This is a genomic window from Diaphorobacter sp. HDW4B (genome assembly GCF_011305535.1).
Classification (GTDB): domain Bacteria; phylum Pseudomonadota; class Gammaproteobacteria; order Burkholderiales; family Burkholderiaceae_C; genus Diaphorobacter_A.
Map to the genome: position 1 here is coordinate 2,668,581 of NZ_CP049905.1, position 13,680 is coordinate 2,682,260.

The following is a 13,680-nucleotide window of genomic DNA, read 5'->3' on the forward strand; positions in this document are numbered from 1 at the left end:
GACAAATGTCTTTTGTAGCGCGAAAACGCCATTTCATGCGGCCTGAGCACCAAGTCGGTGCTTGCATCGGAGTTGCCGCAGCCGTCTCTCAATCCCCTTCCCAATTCACTCCATTCGTGCTGTGTGTGATATTTTTATATTCAATATATGAGAATTACATTCATATGTTGATAATTCAAAAAAACTTCCCTAAACTTGGCCTCCGTAGAAAACACAGGGCTGTGCTCTGAAAAAGGAGTCAAGTGTCAAACGCTCAACGCAAACTCAAGGCCGCCATCGTCGGTAGCGGCAACATCGGTACGGACTTGATGATCAAGATCCTTCGCCACGGCAAGCACATCGAAATGGGTGCCATGGTCGGTATCGATCCCAATTCCGACGGCCTGGCCCGCGCCGCGCGCATGGGCGTTGCCACCACGCATGAAGGCGTCGAAGGCCTCACGCGCCTGCCCGTGTTCAAGGACATCGATTTCGTGTTCGACGCGACCAGCGCCGGTGCCCACGTCAAGAACGACGCCTTCCTGCGCAGCCTGAAGCCCGGCATCCGCATGATCGACCTGACACCGGCGGCGATCGGCCCTTACTGCATTCCCGTCGTGAACGGTGAAGACCACCTCGACGCGCTGAACGTGAACATGGTCACCTGCGGTGGCCAGGCCACGATTCCCATGGTCGCCGCCGTCTCGCGCGTGGCCAAGGTGCATTACGGCGAAATCGTCGCGTCGATCTCCAGCAAGAGCGCTGGCCCCGGCACGCGCGCCAACATCGACGAATTCACCGAAACCACATCGAAGGCGATTGAAGTCGTCGGCGGTGCCACCAAGGGCAAGGCCATCATCGTGCTGAACCCGGCCGAGCCGCCATTGATCATGCGCGACACCGTTTACACGCTGAGCGAGCTGGCCGACGAGGAAGCCATCGCCAAGTCCGTCGAGCAGATGGCCGCCGCCGTGCAGTCCTACGTGCCCGGTTACCGCCTCAAGCAGAAGGTGCAGTTCGACCGCATCGACAAGCCCGTGCGCCTGCCCGGCGTGGGCGATGCGCTCACTGGCCTCAAGACCTCGATCTTCCTGGAAGTCGAAGGTGCCGCGCACTATCTGCCCGCCTACGCAGGCAATCTGGACATCATGACCAGCGCCGGTCTGCGCACCGCAGAACACATGGCCGCCCGCATGCTGGCTGCTGAAGCCGTCGCTGCCTGAGGAGACAAGACATCATGAATCCCAACAAGAAAATCTACATTTCCGACGTGACCCTGCGCGATGGCAGCCACGCCATTCGCCACCAGTACAGCGTCGAGAACGCCAAGCAGATCGCCAAGGCGCTCGATGACGCCAAGGTCGATTCCATCGAAGTCGCTCACGGCGACGGCCTGCAAGGTTCGAGCTTCAACTACGGCTTCGGCGCGCACACCGATCTGGAATGGATCGAAGGCGTGGCCAGCGTGGTCAAGCACGCCAAGATCGCCACGCTGCTGCTGCCCGGCATTGGCACCGTTCACGATCTGAAGAACGCCTACGACGCCGGCGTGCGCGTGGTGCGCGTGGCAACGCATTGCACCGAAGCGGACGTGTCCAGGCAGCACATCGAATACGCCCGTCACCTGGGCATGGAAGCCGTCGGCTTTCTGATGATGAGCCACATGACCACGCCCAAGGCGTTGGCCGAGCAGGCCAAGCTGATGGAAAGCTACGGCGCGACCTGCTGCTACGTGGTGGACTCGGGCGGTGCGCTGGGCATGAACGACGTGCGTGATCGATTCCGCGCGTTCAAGGACACGCTCAAGCCAGAAACCCAGACCGGCATGCATGCCCACCACAACCTGAGCCTTGGCGTGGCGAACTCCATCGTCGCCGTCGAAGAAGGTTGCGACCGCGTGGACGCCAGCTTGGCGGGCATGGGCGCGGGTGCAGGCAATGCACCGCTCGAAGCCTTCATCGCCGCCATCGACCGCATGGGTTGGAACCACGGCACCGATCTGTACAAGCTGATGGATGCGGCTGACGACATCGTGCGCCCGCTGCAGGATCGCCCCGTGCGCGTGGACCGCGAAACGCTGGCGCTTGGTTATGCTGGTGTCTACAGCTCGTTCCTGCGCCACTCCGAAGCGGCTGCAGCCAAGTACGACCTGAAGACCGTGGACATTCTGGTCGAGCTGGGCAAGCGCCGCATGGTCGGTGGCCAGGAAGACATGATCGTCGACGTGGCGCTGGACATCCTCAAGCAGCGCGCCTGAGTGGACCGACACGCCCGTCGCAAGTCGGCAATCGGTAATTAGTATCGGCTGAAACGGCAGCACGGGTTCTGCGCATCAAAAGAGATGGGCAGGGCGCGCGTTGTCGTTTTCGCCGTGGTTGGTTCGGCATCCACTCCAACACCCGGATGCCTGTGAAATGATGAAGAGACAGTGAACACAATGGCTACTACACAATCAGGCCAAACGGCCCACAAAAGCCTAGCTCCCGAAGCCCAGATCAGCGACGCAGATCGTCGCCGCGCCCTGTTCGGAAGCGCCGTTGGCAGCACCATCGAGTGGTACGACTATTTCCTCTACGGAACCATGTCGTCCATCGTTTTCGGCAAGCTGTTTTTCCCCTCCGACGACCCCGTCACCAGCCAGTTGCTGGCGCTCGCCTCGTTCGCGCTCGCCTTCCTGATCCGCCCGATCGGCGGCATCGTCTTCGCCCACATCGGCGACCGCGTGGGCCGCAAGAAAACGCTGGTGATGACGCTGTCCATCATGGGCTTGTCCACCGTGCTGATCGGCTTGACGCCGACCTACGCGCAGATCGGCGTGTGGTCGCCGATTCTGCTCACGCTGTTGCGCTTGCTGCAGGGCCTGGCGCTCGGCGGTGAGTGGGGCGGCGGCGTGCTGCTGGCGGTGGAGTACTCGCCCGCCAACAAGCGCGGCTTCTTCGGCGCTGTGCCGCAGACCGGCGCGCTGTTCGGCCTCGCGCTGGGCAACCTCGTCACTTCGGGTCTGAGCATGGTGTTCTCGGAAGAAGCCTTCCTGTCGTATGGCTGGCGCATTCCGTTCGTGCTGTCCATCGTGCTGGTGATGATCGGCATGTGGATTCGCAACAAGGTCGAAGAAACACCCTCGTTCCGCAAGGTCGCCGAACAGGCCAAGGCCAATCCATCGGCCGCAGCCACCAAGAAGCTGCCGCTCACGGAGACGCTCACCAAGCACTGGAAGCCGGTGCTGATCGCCATCGGCGCGAAGTTCGTCGAAACCTCCACGTTCTTCCTGTTCGCCACCTTCACCATTTCGTATCTGGTGGGCCTCGGCTACAAGCGCGTGGAAGCGCTCAACGTGGTGCTCATCGCCGCGCTGATCGCTGTGCCAGTGATGCTGTACTTCGGCGCGCTGTCCGACCGCATCGGTCGCAAGAAGGTGTTCATCATCGGCACGATCGCCATCGCGATCTACGCTGGCCCGTACTTCTGGCTGCTCAACCAAGGCTCGGCGGTCATCTCCACCCTCGCCGTGGTGGTCGGCTTCTCGATCATCTGGTCGACCTACGGCTCCGTGCTCGGCACCTTCTTTGCCGAAAGCTTCCCGCCCAACGTGCGCTACACCGGCATCTCGTTGGGCTACCAGGTCGGCGCGGCACTGGTCGGCGGCCCCATGCCCCTGATCGCCACTGCACTGTTGGCTCGCTATCATGGCAGCTATGTTCCGGTTGCGATCTTTATCGCGCTTTGCGCACTGGTATCGCTGATCGCCATCAGCTTCACCAAGGACCGCACCGGTCAACCGTTGGATTGATGAATCGAGGCATGCGGCATGGTGCCGATGAGCACGCTCCGGTTCATCGCCCATGCCCGTGCCCGACATGAACGACGACAACACAGCATCAACCACCAGCAAGACCGCCAAGCCCCTCGCCAGTCAGACCTTGTTTCGGGGCCTGGAAGTAGTGAGCGCCGTCGCCGACGGCTGCCGCACGGTCAAGGAAATCTCCGAGAAGACCGGCATCACCTTCAGCACCACACACCGGCTGGCATCCGCCTTGGTGGAGGTGCGCTATCTGCGCTTCGAGCCGCGCAAGGGCTACCGCCTTGGCAGCCGACTGGTCGAACTCGGCTTCATGGCCTACCGCGAATCGCCGGTCACCGTCACCGCACGCCCCTTTCTCGAAGAACTCGCCGCACAGACACACGACACCGTGCACCTTGCCGCGCTCGATGAAGACGAAGGCATCATCTACCTCGACAAGATCGGCGGCAAGCGCCCCATCGAAGTCAACACCCGCATCGGCGGCCGCAAGCCCGTGTGCTGCACCTCGGTCGGCAAGGCGCTCATCCTCGACGACGGCCGCGCCGCATGGAAAAAGCGCTACCAACAGGAAGCCGAAAAAGGTCTGGCCGGCCGTCTCACGGAAGACGAATGGCTGGCCGCGATGGCCAACTATGCGGCCAAAGGCTACTCCTTCGACATGGATGAAAACAACGACGGCATCCGCTGCGTGGGAGCGCCCGTGCGTGACGCGAGCGGCGACATCGTCGCTTCGATCAGCGTGACCAGCACCGATACCTATACCGATGCTGAGCGGATGAAGGAGTTGATTCCGCTGGTGCAGGCCGTGGCCAAGAAGATCAGCGTGCAGTTGGGCGCGGCCAGCTAGGTCAATCAGGCATTGCGGTGCAGGGCCAGCGCAACGCCAAGGCTGACCAGCACCGCCCCGAACACACGGTCGATCCAGTGCCGTGCGGCGATCAGTCTCTGTCGCACGGCAGGTGCTGAAAAGCACCCGGCCACCAACGCAAACCACAAGAAGTGCGCAAGAGAAATGAACGTGCCATAGGCCAATTGCACGCCCATCGGTGTGGCAGGCTGCACCACCTGCATGAACAGGCTCACCACGAACACCGTTGTCTTGGGGTTCAGCGCATTGGTGAGAAACCCGGTGCGCAGCGCGGACCAGTCCGATGGCGGCTGGGTGGCGACCTGTGACTGGAACTCACCAGGTTGTGTGCGCAGCATCTGTATGCCGATGTAGATCAGGTAGAGCGCACCAAGCAGCTTCACGATGTTGAAAAGCACCAGCGACTGCTTCATGAGCAAGCCCACACCGAGCAGTGTGTAGGTGACATGTACCCACACGCCGAGCGCGATGCCCACAGCGGTGAGCACACCCGCGCGGCGCGACAGCAGCAGTGAATTGCGCGAGACCATTGCGAAGTCCGGTCCTGGGCTGATCACTGCCAAGGTGGTGATTGTGATCACCGTGAGCCATTCATTCATGATCGAGCAAAGCCATCCGTGTTGAATCCATGGACTGGATGCTAGAGAGCTTTGGGTGCAGAATCCAACGATGATTTCTGACCAGAATGGTGAGTTCAGCTCACCGATTTCCTCGGCATCATCGACAGTGCAGCGCATGCCTTCGCTGAACGCGCTGCGCTGCTTCGAAGCAGCGGCGCGGCTGGAGCATTTCGGGCAAGCAGCGGAGGAACTGCACCTCACGCACGGTGCCATCAGCCGTGCGGTGCGTGCCATCGAGGATGAGCTGGGCGTTGCGCTGTTCGAGCGCCGCAGCCGGCGTGTGTTTCTCACCGACGCGGGTCGGGAACTGGCACAGGCGGTGCAGGAGGGTCTGGAACGCATGCGCGGCACCTGCGCACGTCTGCGCGAGAGTGCGGCCAACGAGCAGCGGCTGACGCTGTCGTGCGAACCCACCTTGCTGATGCGCTGGCTGTTGCCGCGCTGGCCCGCGTTTCATCGCAAGCTGGCCAAGTCGCATCCGTGCGCGCACATTCATCTCGTGGCGGGAGGCGGTCCGTTCTCGTTCAGCGATGGCATCGATCTGGCGATCCGACGTGATGATTTCACCTGGGGCGATGCGGTGCATGCCGACGCGCTGTTTGCGGAAAAGACCGGGCCGGTCTGTCGCACCGAGCTGGTCAAGCGCTGGTTCGCGCCGAAGCAGGAATTGCGCGCCGGCACGCCCTTGCTGCACACGCGCACGCGGCCCGATGCATGGCGCACCTGGTCACGCATCACCGGCACGACCTTGCCCGAGCAGCCGCGCCAGCACCAGTACGAGCATTTCTACTTCAGCCTGCAGGCGGCGATTGCGGGGCTGGGTGTGGCCATCGGAACGCAGGAATTGGTGCGCGAAGACCTGCGCAACGGCGTGCTCGCCGCGCCGCTCGGCTTTGTGGAGGATGGCTCGCGCTATTGCCTGCTCGCGCGTTCACCAGCGGCCGCAGGCAGCGTGCACGAGCTTTTGCTGAAATGGCTGCTCAGTGTGTCGAGCAAGGCTTAACCGACGGTCTTGAACGGCGAACGAAACACGCTTTCGTCGGTGTGCACCATCTCCAGCGGAAAGCGCTGGCCGCGCAGATAGTCCGCGATGTTGGCGACCACGAACGGGCTGCGGTGGCGATCGGCCGTGGCCTTGATTTCGTCGAACGTCATCCACACGGCGCGCACGATGCCGTCATCGAGCGAACGCCAATCATGGTGCGCAGCGGCCTTGCCGCAGAACGCGAAGCGCATGTAGGTGATGTCGTCGCCCGTGCGTGTGCGCACGAAGCGGTTCATGTAGATGCCCACCAAGGCTTCGGGCACGAAGTCATATCCGGTCTCCTCCAGCACTTCGCGCACGCAGGCCTGCACGGGCGATTCGCCGGGATCGAGATGACCTGCGGGATTGTTCAGTCGCAGACCATCGGCTGTGTCCTCTTCAATCAACAAGAAATGACCGTCTCGTTCGATGACGGCTGCTGCGGTAACGTTGGGCTTCCAGCGATTTGGCATGGCGCGCATTATGGCAAGCCTGCCTCACATAGCCTGACATTAGTCCCCGAAATCACACACTTGATAACAATATCGCAGCAGAACTCGATGATTTCGCCTGCGATGCATGAAATTCCGCCTCAGGTTCACCAATCGATCGAAGCGAGCATGTACACCGCATCCTCGCCATAGCTGGCAAGCGACGCCTGCTGCTGCGGGTCACGGAGCTCATGCAACTCGTAGCCTTGGCGCGCCCAGTAAGCCTGAGAGCCCTGGACTGAAACAAGCCCTGAAAACGGCAGCGCCGCATGCTTCGCCAGATCACGCATGTGCTGCAGCAGCGCGTGCGCAAGCCCTTGTCCAGCAAAGTCGGGATGCACCGCCATGTCGTGCAGATACAGCGTGTCGGGAGCGCTTATGGCCTCGAAATCGCCATGCAGCGGAGTGACCTTTCCCGCGCGACTGCGATAAGCCGCGAGGTAAGCACACACAACGCCTTCGCGCTCCAGCACCAGCGAGCAGTTGACCGTGCTCGCAATGCGCCGCGCAAAGACCTCTGCGCCCTCGACGTACTCGTCGCCATAGCAGGCCCGCTGCACTTGCAGCAGGCCCGGTAGATCATCGAGCTGCAACGGACGCGGGGACCAACTCATCACTGTTTCTTCAAGCCATCAATCATTCAATCAATGCGGCAGTTTGGGTGACTGCACGAAGTCTTCGAGCGACAGGCCCTTTTCCTTGAGGATGGCTTCAAGCACGGGCTGCAGCTTGCCCAGGCTTTCCTGCACGGTTTCGCGCACGGTATCGACCACCACCTGCGTGCTGCGCTCAATCTCGATGTTGAGCGCGTTGCCTGCCTTCTTGTCCGCAAACACGGTCGCGCGCAGCGTTTCGGGAATCAGCCAGACTTCGAACCAGCCTTCCTGACGGTTCACTTCAGCGACCGTGAGGCTTGCGCCGTGGATGGCGATATAGCCCTTGGCGAACACATAACGGCGAAACGCCTCGGGCACCGCCACGCGCCACACGACGTTGTTTTCCAGATGCGTCACATCGGCGAGCGTGGCGGAAAAATCGATGTGGCCGGACAGCGGATGCCCGCCGATTTCCGCGCCGTCCTTGGCTGCGCGCTCCACGTTCACGCGGTCACCGACGCCATAGCTGCCAAGCGTGGTGATGTTCAGGCTCTGCAGCATCACGTCGAAATTGGCGCGCGTGGGCGAGACCAGCTCGGTCACCGTGAGGCACACGCCATCGGTCGCGACGCTCGCACCGATCTCCAGATCCGTGCAGAAGCCTTCGGGAAACTCCAGCGTGAACGTGCGCAGACCCGCGCGATCTTCGATGGCGGCGATGCCCGCCGTGGCTTGAACGATACCGGTGAACATGGGTGAAAACGGACTTGAATGGGGCTGGGGCACGTGAGCTGTGCCGATGCCCCGATTTTGCCACCCATGGCCGCCTCAGGTCGGATCAGCCGCCATTCCCCGGAATTCCAGCGCCATCATCACGCGAGAGGCTGGAGATGTTGCGCTTGATGATCACCGGCTTGCCACCCAGGCGGCTCTTGTTCACCCAATGCACCAGCGCCGAGTCCAGATGCTGCGAATGCCTTGGGAACCAGCCCACCAGCTCCCCCATCAGATCACGGCACAGCGCCACATTGCCATTGGCCAGTTCGGCCTCGACCTCCAGCGCCGATTTCAGCACCGCCGCATGCTCGTCCATATGGCACTGGCGCGGCGGAAACTCGGTCTCCACCATCATCCGGTCCTCGGACTCGAAATGCCGACGCAGATGATCGAGCAGCGCGGCATAGCGCTCCACCAGTTCGGCGTCACCAGCCGCTTGCACAGCGCGCGCCACTTCGACGAATTCCTCGTGCATCCGGTCCACACCAAGATGGCCGAGCAGCAGGTCGTCTTCCCATTCAATCGTTGCGTTCATGTGGGTGTCTCCACGTCGTTTTATCTGATGAATGATTGTAGGCTGCGCCAAAAACCAACTGCCCCAGTCCAAGTCCCCGCATTGAAACAATGCCCTGCGAAGCGTAGCGGGCACTCGAACACACAGCCACAACGGCAAGACAGCCCCTTAGCCGCGACGCGAAGCTGCAGACAGTACTTTCGTACGGCAAAGCTTCGCAACAAAGGATAAGGGGCTGTCTTGCCGCCCCCAAACGACTCACCCATCGAAGCCGCAAGGCTTCGCAAAACCAAAACAAAAAACAGAACGAAAAAAAGCCACGCGAACGATACATCCGCGTGGCAATTGCGCTCTACCTTTGCTTGCGCTGGCTGTCACGATCCTCTGCCGTGTCCTCCGCGCAAACTTCGAGTTGTCCGTCGTTCAGTTCTGCATCTTTTTTTACTTCGCGCGCAGAAATTCCCCCACTTCGAGCAGCACCAGCTCGTTGTCATCCTGCTTGTTCGGATCGCGGCTGGAGCTGAAGGGCAGGTTGTTGTCGTTGCCCACCACGATGTGGTTCGCGTCCACCACATCCACGTCCTCGATCGTGAAGAACGGGAACTTGAGCACGCCGTCGGTGAGCGGCTTCTTCGCCAGCTTGTTCGGGTCCTGGATGTTCAGCAGGTCGATATAGCCGATCTTGCGCAGCTCGCCGCCCGCGTTCGCGTCGGTCAGTTCCACCTTGTAGACACGCTTGAACTTCGGCAGATCGTCAAAGCAGTCCTTGCGCTTCTCCCCTTGCGGGCAGGCCTTGTCGGCCACTCCCTCGCTGTTGTCGCGTTCGATGATCAGGCCCGTGGTCTCGTCGATCATGTTGAAGTCGCCAATCGCGTGGTGATTGGCTTCCAGCACATATTTCCAGTGGCGACCGGTCCATTGTTCGGTCTTCACGTCGAACTCCAGCACGCGCAGATACTGCTTGCCGCCTTCCACGCTTTCATAGGCCTTGGCCTCGTCGTTCCACAGTGGTCCTTCGAGCAGCGGATACAGCTTGCTGCCGTCCTTGGACGAAGCCATGCCTTCATAACCCTTGGAGCGCTTGACCTGGAAGGCCGCCATCTTGGCATCCGGCGCACCGGGGGCCACCATGCCGGGCGTGTCGGGCGAGCGCACGACCTTGCCATCGACCTTGGTCTCGAACACGCCGAGCACCTTGCCGTTCAGGTCGGCCTTGATGATGTAGGGACCGAACTCCTCGCCGATCCACAGCGCGCCGCCCGCGAACTGAAAGCTCTCGGGATCGAAATCCGCGCCGGTCAGATAGCGCTGCTTTGTGCCTTCCTGCGTGATGCGGAACGGCACCTTCTTGTCCGGGTCGTGCAGGAACACGGTCTTCAGGCGATCGAATTTGCCGCTCTTGAAATCCACCTTGTAGTGGTTCAGGTACAGCATGAAGTCGGGCGAATTGGCCTTCGCGCCCGCGCCGTTGTCGGTGAGGATCCAGAACGAACCATCCGCCATGCGCTTGATGCCCGAGTGCCCTTGCAGCGGCTGGCCTTTGAAGGGCAGCGACACGCCGGTCGGACGGCCATTGGACAGGCCCTCCACGGTGCCCGCCTGATCCGCGCGCTTGGCCGTTGTGAACTTGCCGCTCATCTGCAGATCGGCAGGCGCGTCCTTGGGCGCGGCCACGAAGGACTGCGCTGGCAGAACCGCATGGCCGGTCAGCGTGGCGGGGAAGGCTTGTTGTTGAGCAATGGCGTGCTGTGCGCCAAAGGCGCTGGCGAGCAACGTGCAGACGGCAATGAGTTTGAGTTTGTGCATAGAGAGCTTGTTTATTCGCATAAAACGCAGGCCACTCTGCCTATGCGCCGTGACAGCACTGTGAATTGCAGTGCACATGATTTGAATACCAGCAGTCACATATGCGAATACCTTGTAACGTATTGGGATATTGAGATTCATTTGCACCGCTGTTCAAAAAATGAATAGCATCTGAAAATGATTGCAATTGATAACTTCTGATCGGTTTTGCGTATATATGAGTGTAAAAATGGGGAAAAAGCACGCCACGCCCATGCGTACTAAGCAGTTCGTGCTATCAATATTGATAGCTTTGGCGTCATGCGGGGTCTCTGCACAGACGGTTTTTATTGACGACTTCGGCAGCTCGTCGGTTCGTACCACCTCTCCCTATGTGCCTCAGGCATATCTGCCTGACACCAGCCTGTCGAACAAGAACGCTGTGTTCACTCACGGAGCGCAGTACTACAAGTTCGCCGCACTCCCTGCGACCTACCCCGCATCCGGCGAAGCGGAGAAGAGCGCGAACATCGACAACGGCTACTACGCCGTGGCTTTGCCCAGCGCATTCGCCAACGGCATCTGGATGTCCTGGGTGTCGCCTCCGTCCGATCCGAATCAGTATTGGTTCAAAGGCACCAATGACTACACCGGCAGCGCGGCCGGCAGCAATCCCGGTCAGTACGGTGCGGTGCTGGCGGTGAACGCGGGTGAGGTGCTCAACGAGTACTACCGTCGCCCCGTTCAACTGGAGCGGGGGGCGACCTATGTGCTGAGCGCGGCGATCTACATTGCCAACAGCGGAGCCGCGACGCGTCTGGAAGTCCAGCAAAGCGCGACCGGTCAGATCCTTGCCAAGTCCGCTGACTTCGGCGACTGGCAAAGTGCCCCCTACAACTTGCCGCAGCAGGCGTGGGGCCCCATCAGCCTGACGTTCACGGTGGATTCCAATTGCAATGCCAACGAGAACTACAGCGTGTCGTTGCGCAACAAGCTCTCATCGAACAGCAACAACGACTTCTACGTGGACGACGTCAAGCTGGAGAAGGTGGCGTCTGCTCCTTCTGCCGTGGCGATGGCCTGTGCGACCACCAAGGTTCCCACCATTGCAGCAGATGACGACAATCTGGGAACGGTCTACGCGGGTGAAACCACAACCACGGGCGTGCGTGTGAATGACACCATCACGCAGGCCGATGGCACGACGGTCACCACGAACAGCTCCAACAGCACGATTCGCCAGACCAGCACTGTGCCAGGGCTCACACTGCGCAGCGATGGCTACATCGAAGTGGCTTCGACCGTGACACCGGGAACCTACGAAGTTCCTTACCAAATCTGCATCGCGCCCGAAACCAAACCTTGGCCGACCTGTGCCGACGCGATTGCCACGATCACTGTCCCGTCCGGAACGGCCCCGCCGCGCACGCCCGACCTGCAGCCTCTGCCGGACGATTACACCAGCACCCCCGTCGCGCCCGGAGGCAAGGTGCCCAGCGTGATCACCAACGACACCAGCGATGGCACCACGCTCACGCCGACCGATATCGGCAGCAGCGTCACGGTCAAGCTGGTGGGTGAAGACCCGGGCCAGTTCACCATGAACCCGGACGGCTCGATCACCGTGAGCACCACGACGCCGCCCGGCACCTACACGCTCACCTACGAAATCTGCGCGAACCCCGCCCAGACACCGGCCAACTGCAAGACCACGACGGTCACGATTTTGGTGCAGTCGCCCATCGATGCCGTGAACGACGACTTCACGGGTGCGCCCACCGCACCCGGTGGCAGTACGGCTTCGGTGCTGGGCAACGACACGCTCAGTGGTGCTGGCAATCCGGTCCCCAAGGTCGACGTGACAGTGCAGGCCGATCCCAACGGCACAGTGCCCACGGGCTTCAAGGTCAATGAGGACGGCACGATCACCGTGGATCCCACCGTGGTTCCCGGCAACTACAGCGTGCCCTACCAGATCTGCGCGGTCAGCAACAAGGCGCTGTGCGATAGCGCGGTGGCCACCATCACGGTCGCTCCACCCGTCGTGACCACACCGCCGACCATTCTGGCAACGAACGACGACTTCACCAGCGCGCCCATCGTGCCCGGCAAGTCCACACCGTCGATTCTGGGCAACGACACGCTCAACCAATCGGGCAATCCTGCTCCTGTGACCGATGTGATCGTGAGCAGCGACCCGACGTCCCTGCCGCCCACCGGCTTCACCATCAACACAACGGATGGCACCATCACGGTCGGCTCGACCGTGCCGCTCGGTGACTACGTCGTGCCCTACAAGATCTGCGCCCAAAGCGATTCCTCCGCGTGCAGCACCGCCGTCGTGAAGATCAAGGTCGATGCCAGCGTGGGCACCAGCACACCACCCAGCGTTATGGCCAACCCCGATGATTTCACCGGCACCCCAGTCGTGCCCGGCCAGTCCACGCCCTCGGTGCTCACCAACGACGAACTGGATGGCACGAGCAACCCACCGGCAGGCGCGGGCGGAGTCGACGTTTCCGAAGATCCCAAGAATCCGCCACCCGCAGGTTTCAAGATCAACACCGACGGCACCATCACCGTGCCGACCACGGCGACTCCCGGCACAACCTATGACGTGCCCTACCAGATCTGCTCCAACGGTGTCATCGTGGTCTGCAAAAGCACTGTGGCGAAAGTCACTGTCGGCAACAGCACGGTGGTAACTCCGTCGCCCACACCGATCCTCGCGTCGAACGATGACTTCTCCACCAACGTGACGCTGATCCCCGGCTCGACCACACCCTCGGTGCTCACCAACGACAGCCTGAACAGCACGAGCAATCCGGTGCCGGTCACCGATGTGGTCGTCGGCGATGATCCCAAGTCCAGCAAGGTGAGCGGCTTCACCGTGAAGCCGGATGGCACGATCGACATCGACCCGACCGTGGTCCCCGGCAACTACGTGGTGCCCTATCAAATCTGCGAAGCGGCCAACACCAACAACTGCGCTGCAGCCAAGGTCACCATTGTTGTGAGTGCCGACAGTGGGGGCGGCAACAACGGCAGTGGCTCCGGTGGTCTGCCCGGCGTCGGCGGTGGCAGCAGTGTGCAAGCCGTTCCAAGCCTCGGCACATGGGCACTGCTGATGCTGTCCGCACTGATCGGTGGCATGGCCATGCGCCGTCGTCGCCAGATGTGATCTGCTGAAGAGCGGCATTCACTCCTGATCCATACGGGTCATC

General features: G+C 61.3%; 12 protein-coding genes. 6 read left to right on the top strand and 6 right to left on the bottom strand.

The window, feature by feature from the left end; all coding sequences use genetic code 11:
• The first annotated feature begins 308 nt into the window (after positions 1-308).
• The 4 genes from G7048_RS12280 to G7048_RS12295 all read left to right on the top strand — a co-directional run bounded on the left by G7048_RS12280 (position 309) and on the right by G7048_RS12295 (position 4,628).
• Complete coding sequence (locus G7048_RS12280) at positions 309-1,202, top strand: acetaldehyde dehydrogenase (acetylating) (RefSeq protein WP_240933317.1); 894 nt, start codon at positions 309-311, stop codon at positions 1,200-1,202.
• 14 nt (positions 1,203-1,216) lie between these two features.
• Complete coding sequence (dmpG, locus tag G7048_RS12285; protein WP_166068411.1) at positions 1,217-2,236, top strand: 4-hydroxy-2-oxovalerate aldolase; 1,020 nt, start codon at positions 1,217-1,219, stop codon at positions 2,234-2,236.
• 180 nt (positions 2,237-2,416) lie between these two features.
• Positions 2,417-3,769, top strand: a complete 1,353-nt coding sequence (locus G7048_RS12290; protein WP_166068412.1) for an MFS transporter — start codon at positions 2,417-2,419, stop codon at positions 3,767-3,769.
• Between the two features lie 52 nt (positions 3,770-3,821).
• A complete protein-coding gene (locus tag G7048_RS12295) occupies positions 3,822-4,628 on the top strand; it encodes an IclR family transcriptional regulator (protein WP_240933261.1) in 807 nt (268 codons plus the stop codon).
• A gap of 5 nt (positions 4,629-4,633) precedes the next feature.
• On the opposite strand, the gene G7048_RS12300 is transcribed toward G7048_RS12295, so the two are convergent.
• Positions 4,634-5,248, bottom strand: coding sequence for a LysE family translocator (locus G7048_RS12300; protein WP_166068413.1), 615 nt, complete (start codon positions 5,246-5,248; stop codon positions 4,634-4,636).
• A gap of 70 nt (positions 5,249-5,318) precedes the next feature.
• On the opposite strand from G7048_RS12300, the gene G7048_RS12305 reads away from it, so the two are divergent.
• Positions 5,319-6,272 (top strand): LysR family transcriptional regulator, encoded by a 954-nt coding sequence (locus tag G7048_RS12305; RefSeq protein WP_166068414.1) that lies wholly within the window; start codon positions 5,319-5,321, stop codon positions 6,270-6,272.
• On the opposite strand, the gene G7048_RS12310 is transcribed toward G7048_RS12305, so the two are convergent.
• The 5 genes from G7048_RS12310 to G7048_RS12330 form a co-directional block, all read right to left on the bottom strand.
• Positions 6,269-6,766, bottom strand: coding sequence for an NUDIX hydrolase (locus tag G7048_RS12310; RefSeq protein ID WP_166068415.1), 498 nt, complete (start codon positions 6,764-6,766; stop codon positions 6,269-6,271). The two genes, G7048_RS12305 and G7048_RS12310, sit on opposite strands and share 4 nt — an antisense overlap.
• Before the next feature lie 125 nt (positions 6,767-6,891).
• A complete protein-coding gene (locus G7048_RS12315; protein ID WP_166068416.1) occupies positions 6,892-7,398 on the bottom strand; it encodes a GNAT family N-acetyltransferase in 507 nt (168 codons plus the stop codon).
• A gap of 30 nt (positions 7,399-7,428) precedes the next feature.
• A complete protein-coding gene (locus G7048_RS12320) occupies positions 7,429-8,133 on the bottom strand; it encodes a riboflavin synthase subunit alpha (protein WP_166068417.1) in 705 nt (234 codons plus the stop codon).
• Positions 8,134-8,218: 85 nt separating this feature from the next.
• On the bottom strand, positions 8,219-8,692 hold the full coding sequence (locus G7048_RS12325; protein ID WP_166068418.1) for a bacteriohemerythrin: 474 nt from the start codon (positions 8,690-8,692) through the stop codon (positions 8,219-8,221).
• Positions 8,693-9,112: 420 nt separating this feature from the next.
• Complete coding sequence (locus tag G7048_RS12330) at positions 9,113-10,477, bottom strand: esterase-like activity of phytase family protein (RefSeq protein WP_166068419.1); 1,365 nt, start codon at positions 10,475-10,477, stop codon at positions 9,113-9,115.
• 421 nt (positions 10,478-10,898) lie between these two features.
• On the opposite strand from G7048_RS12330, the gene G7048_RS12335 reads away from it, so the two are divergent.
• A complete protein-coding gene (locus G7048_RS12335; RefSeq protein WP_166068420.1) occupies positions 10,899-13,637 on the top strand; it encodes an IPTL-CTERM sorting domain-containing protein in 2,739 nt (912 codons plus the stop codon).
• Positions 13,638-13,680: the final 43 nt, after the last annotated feature.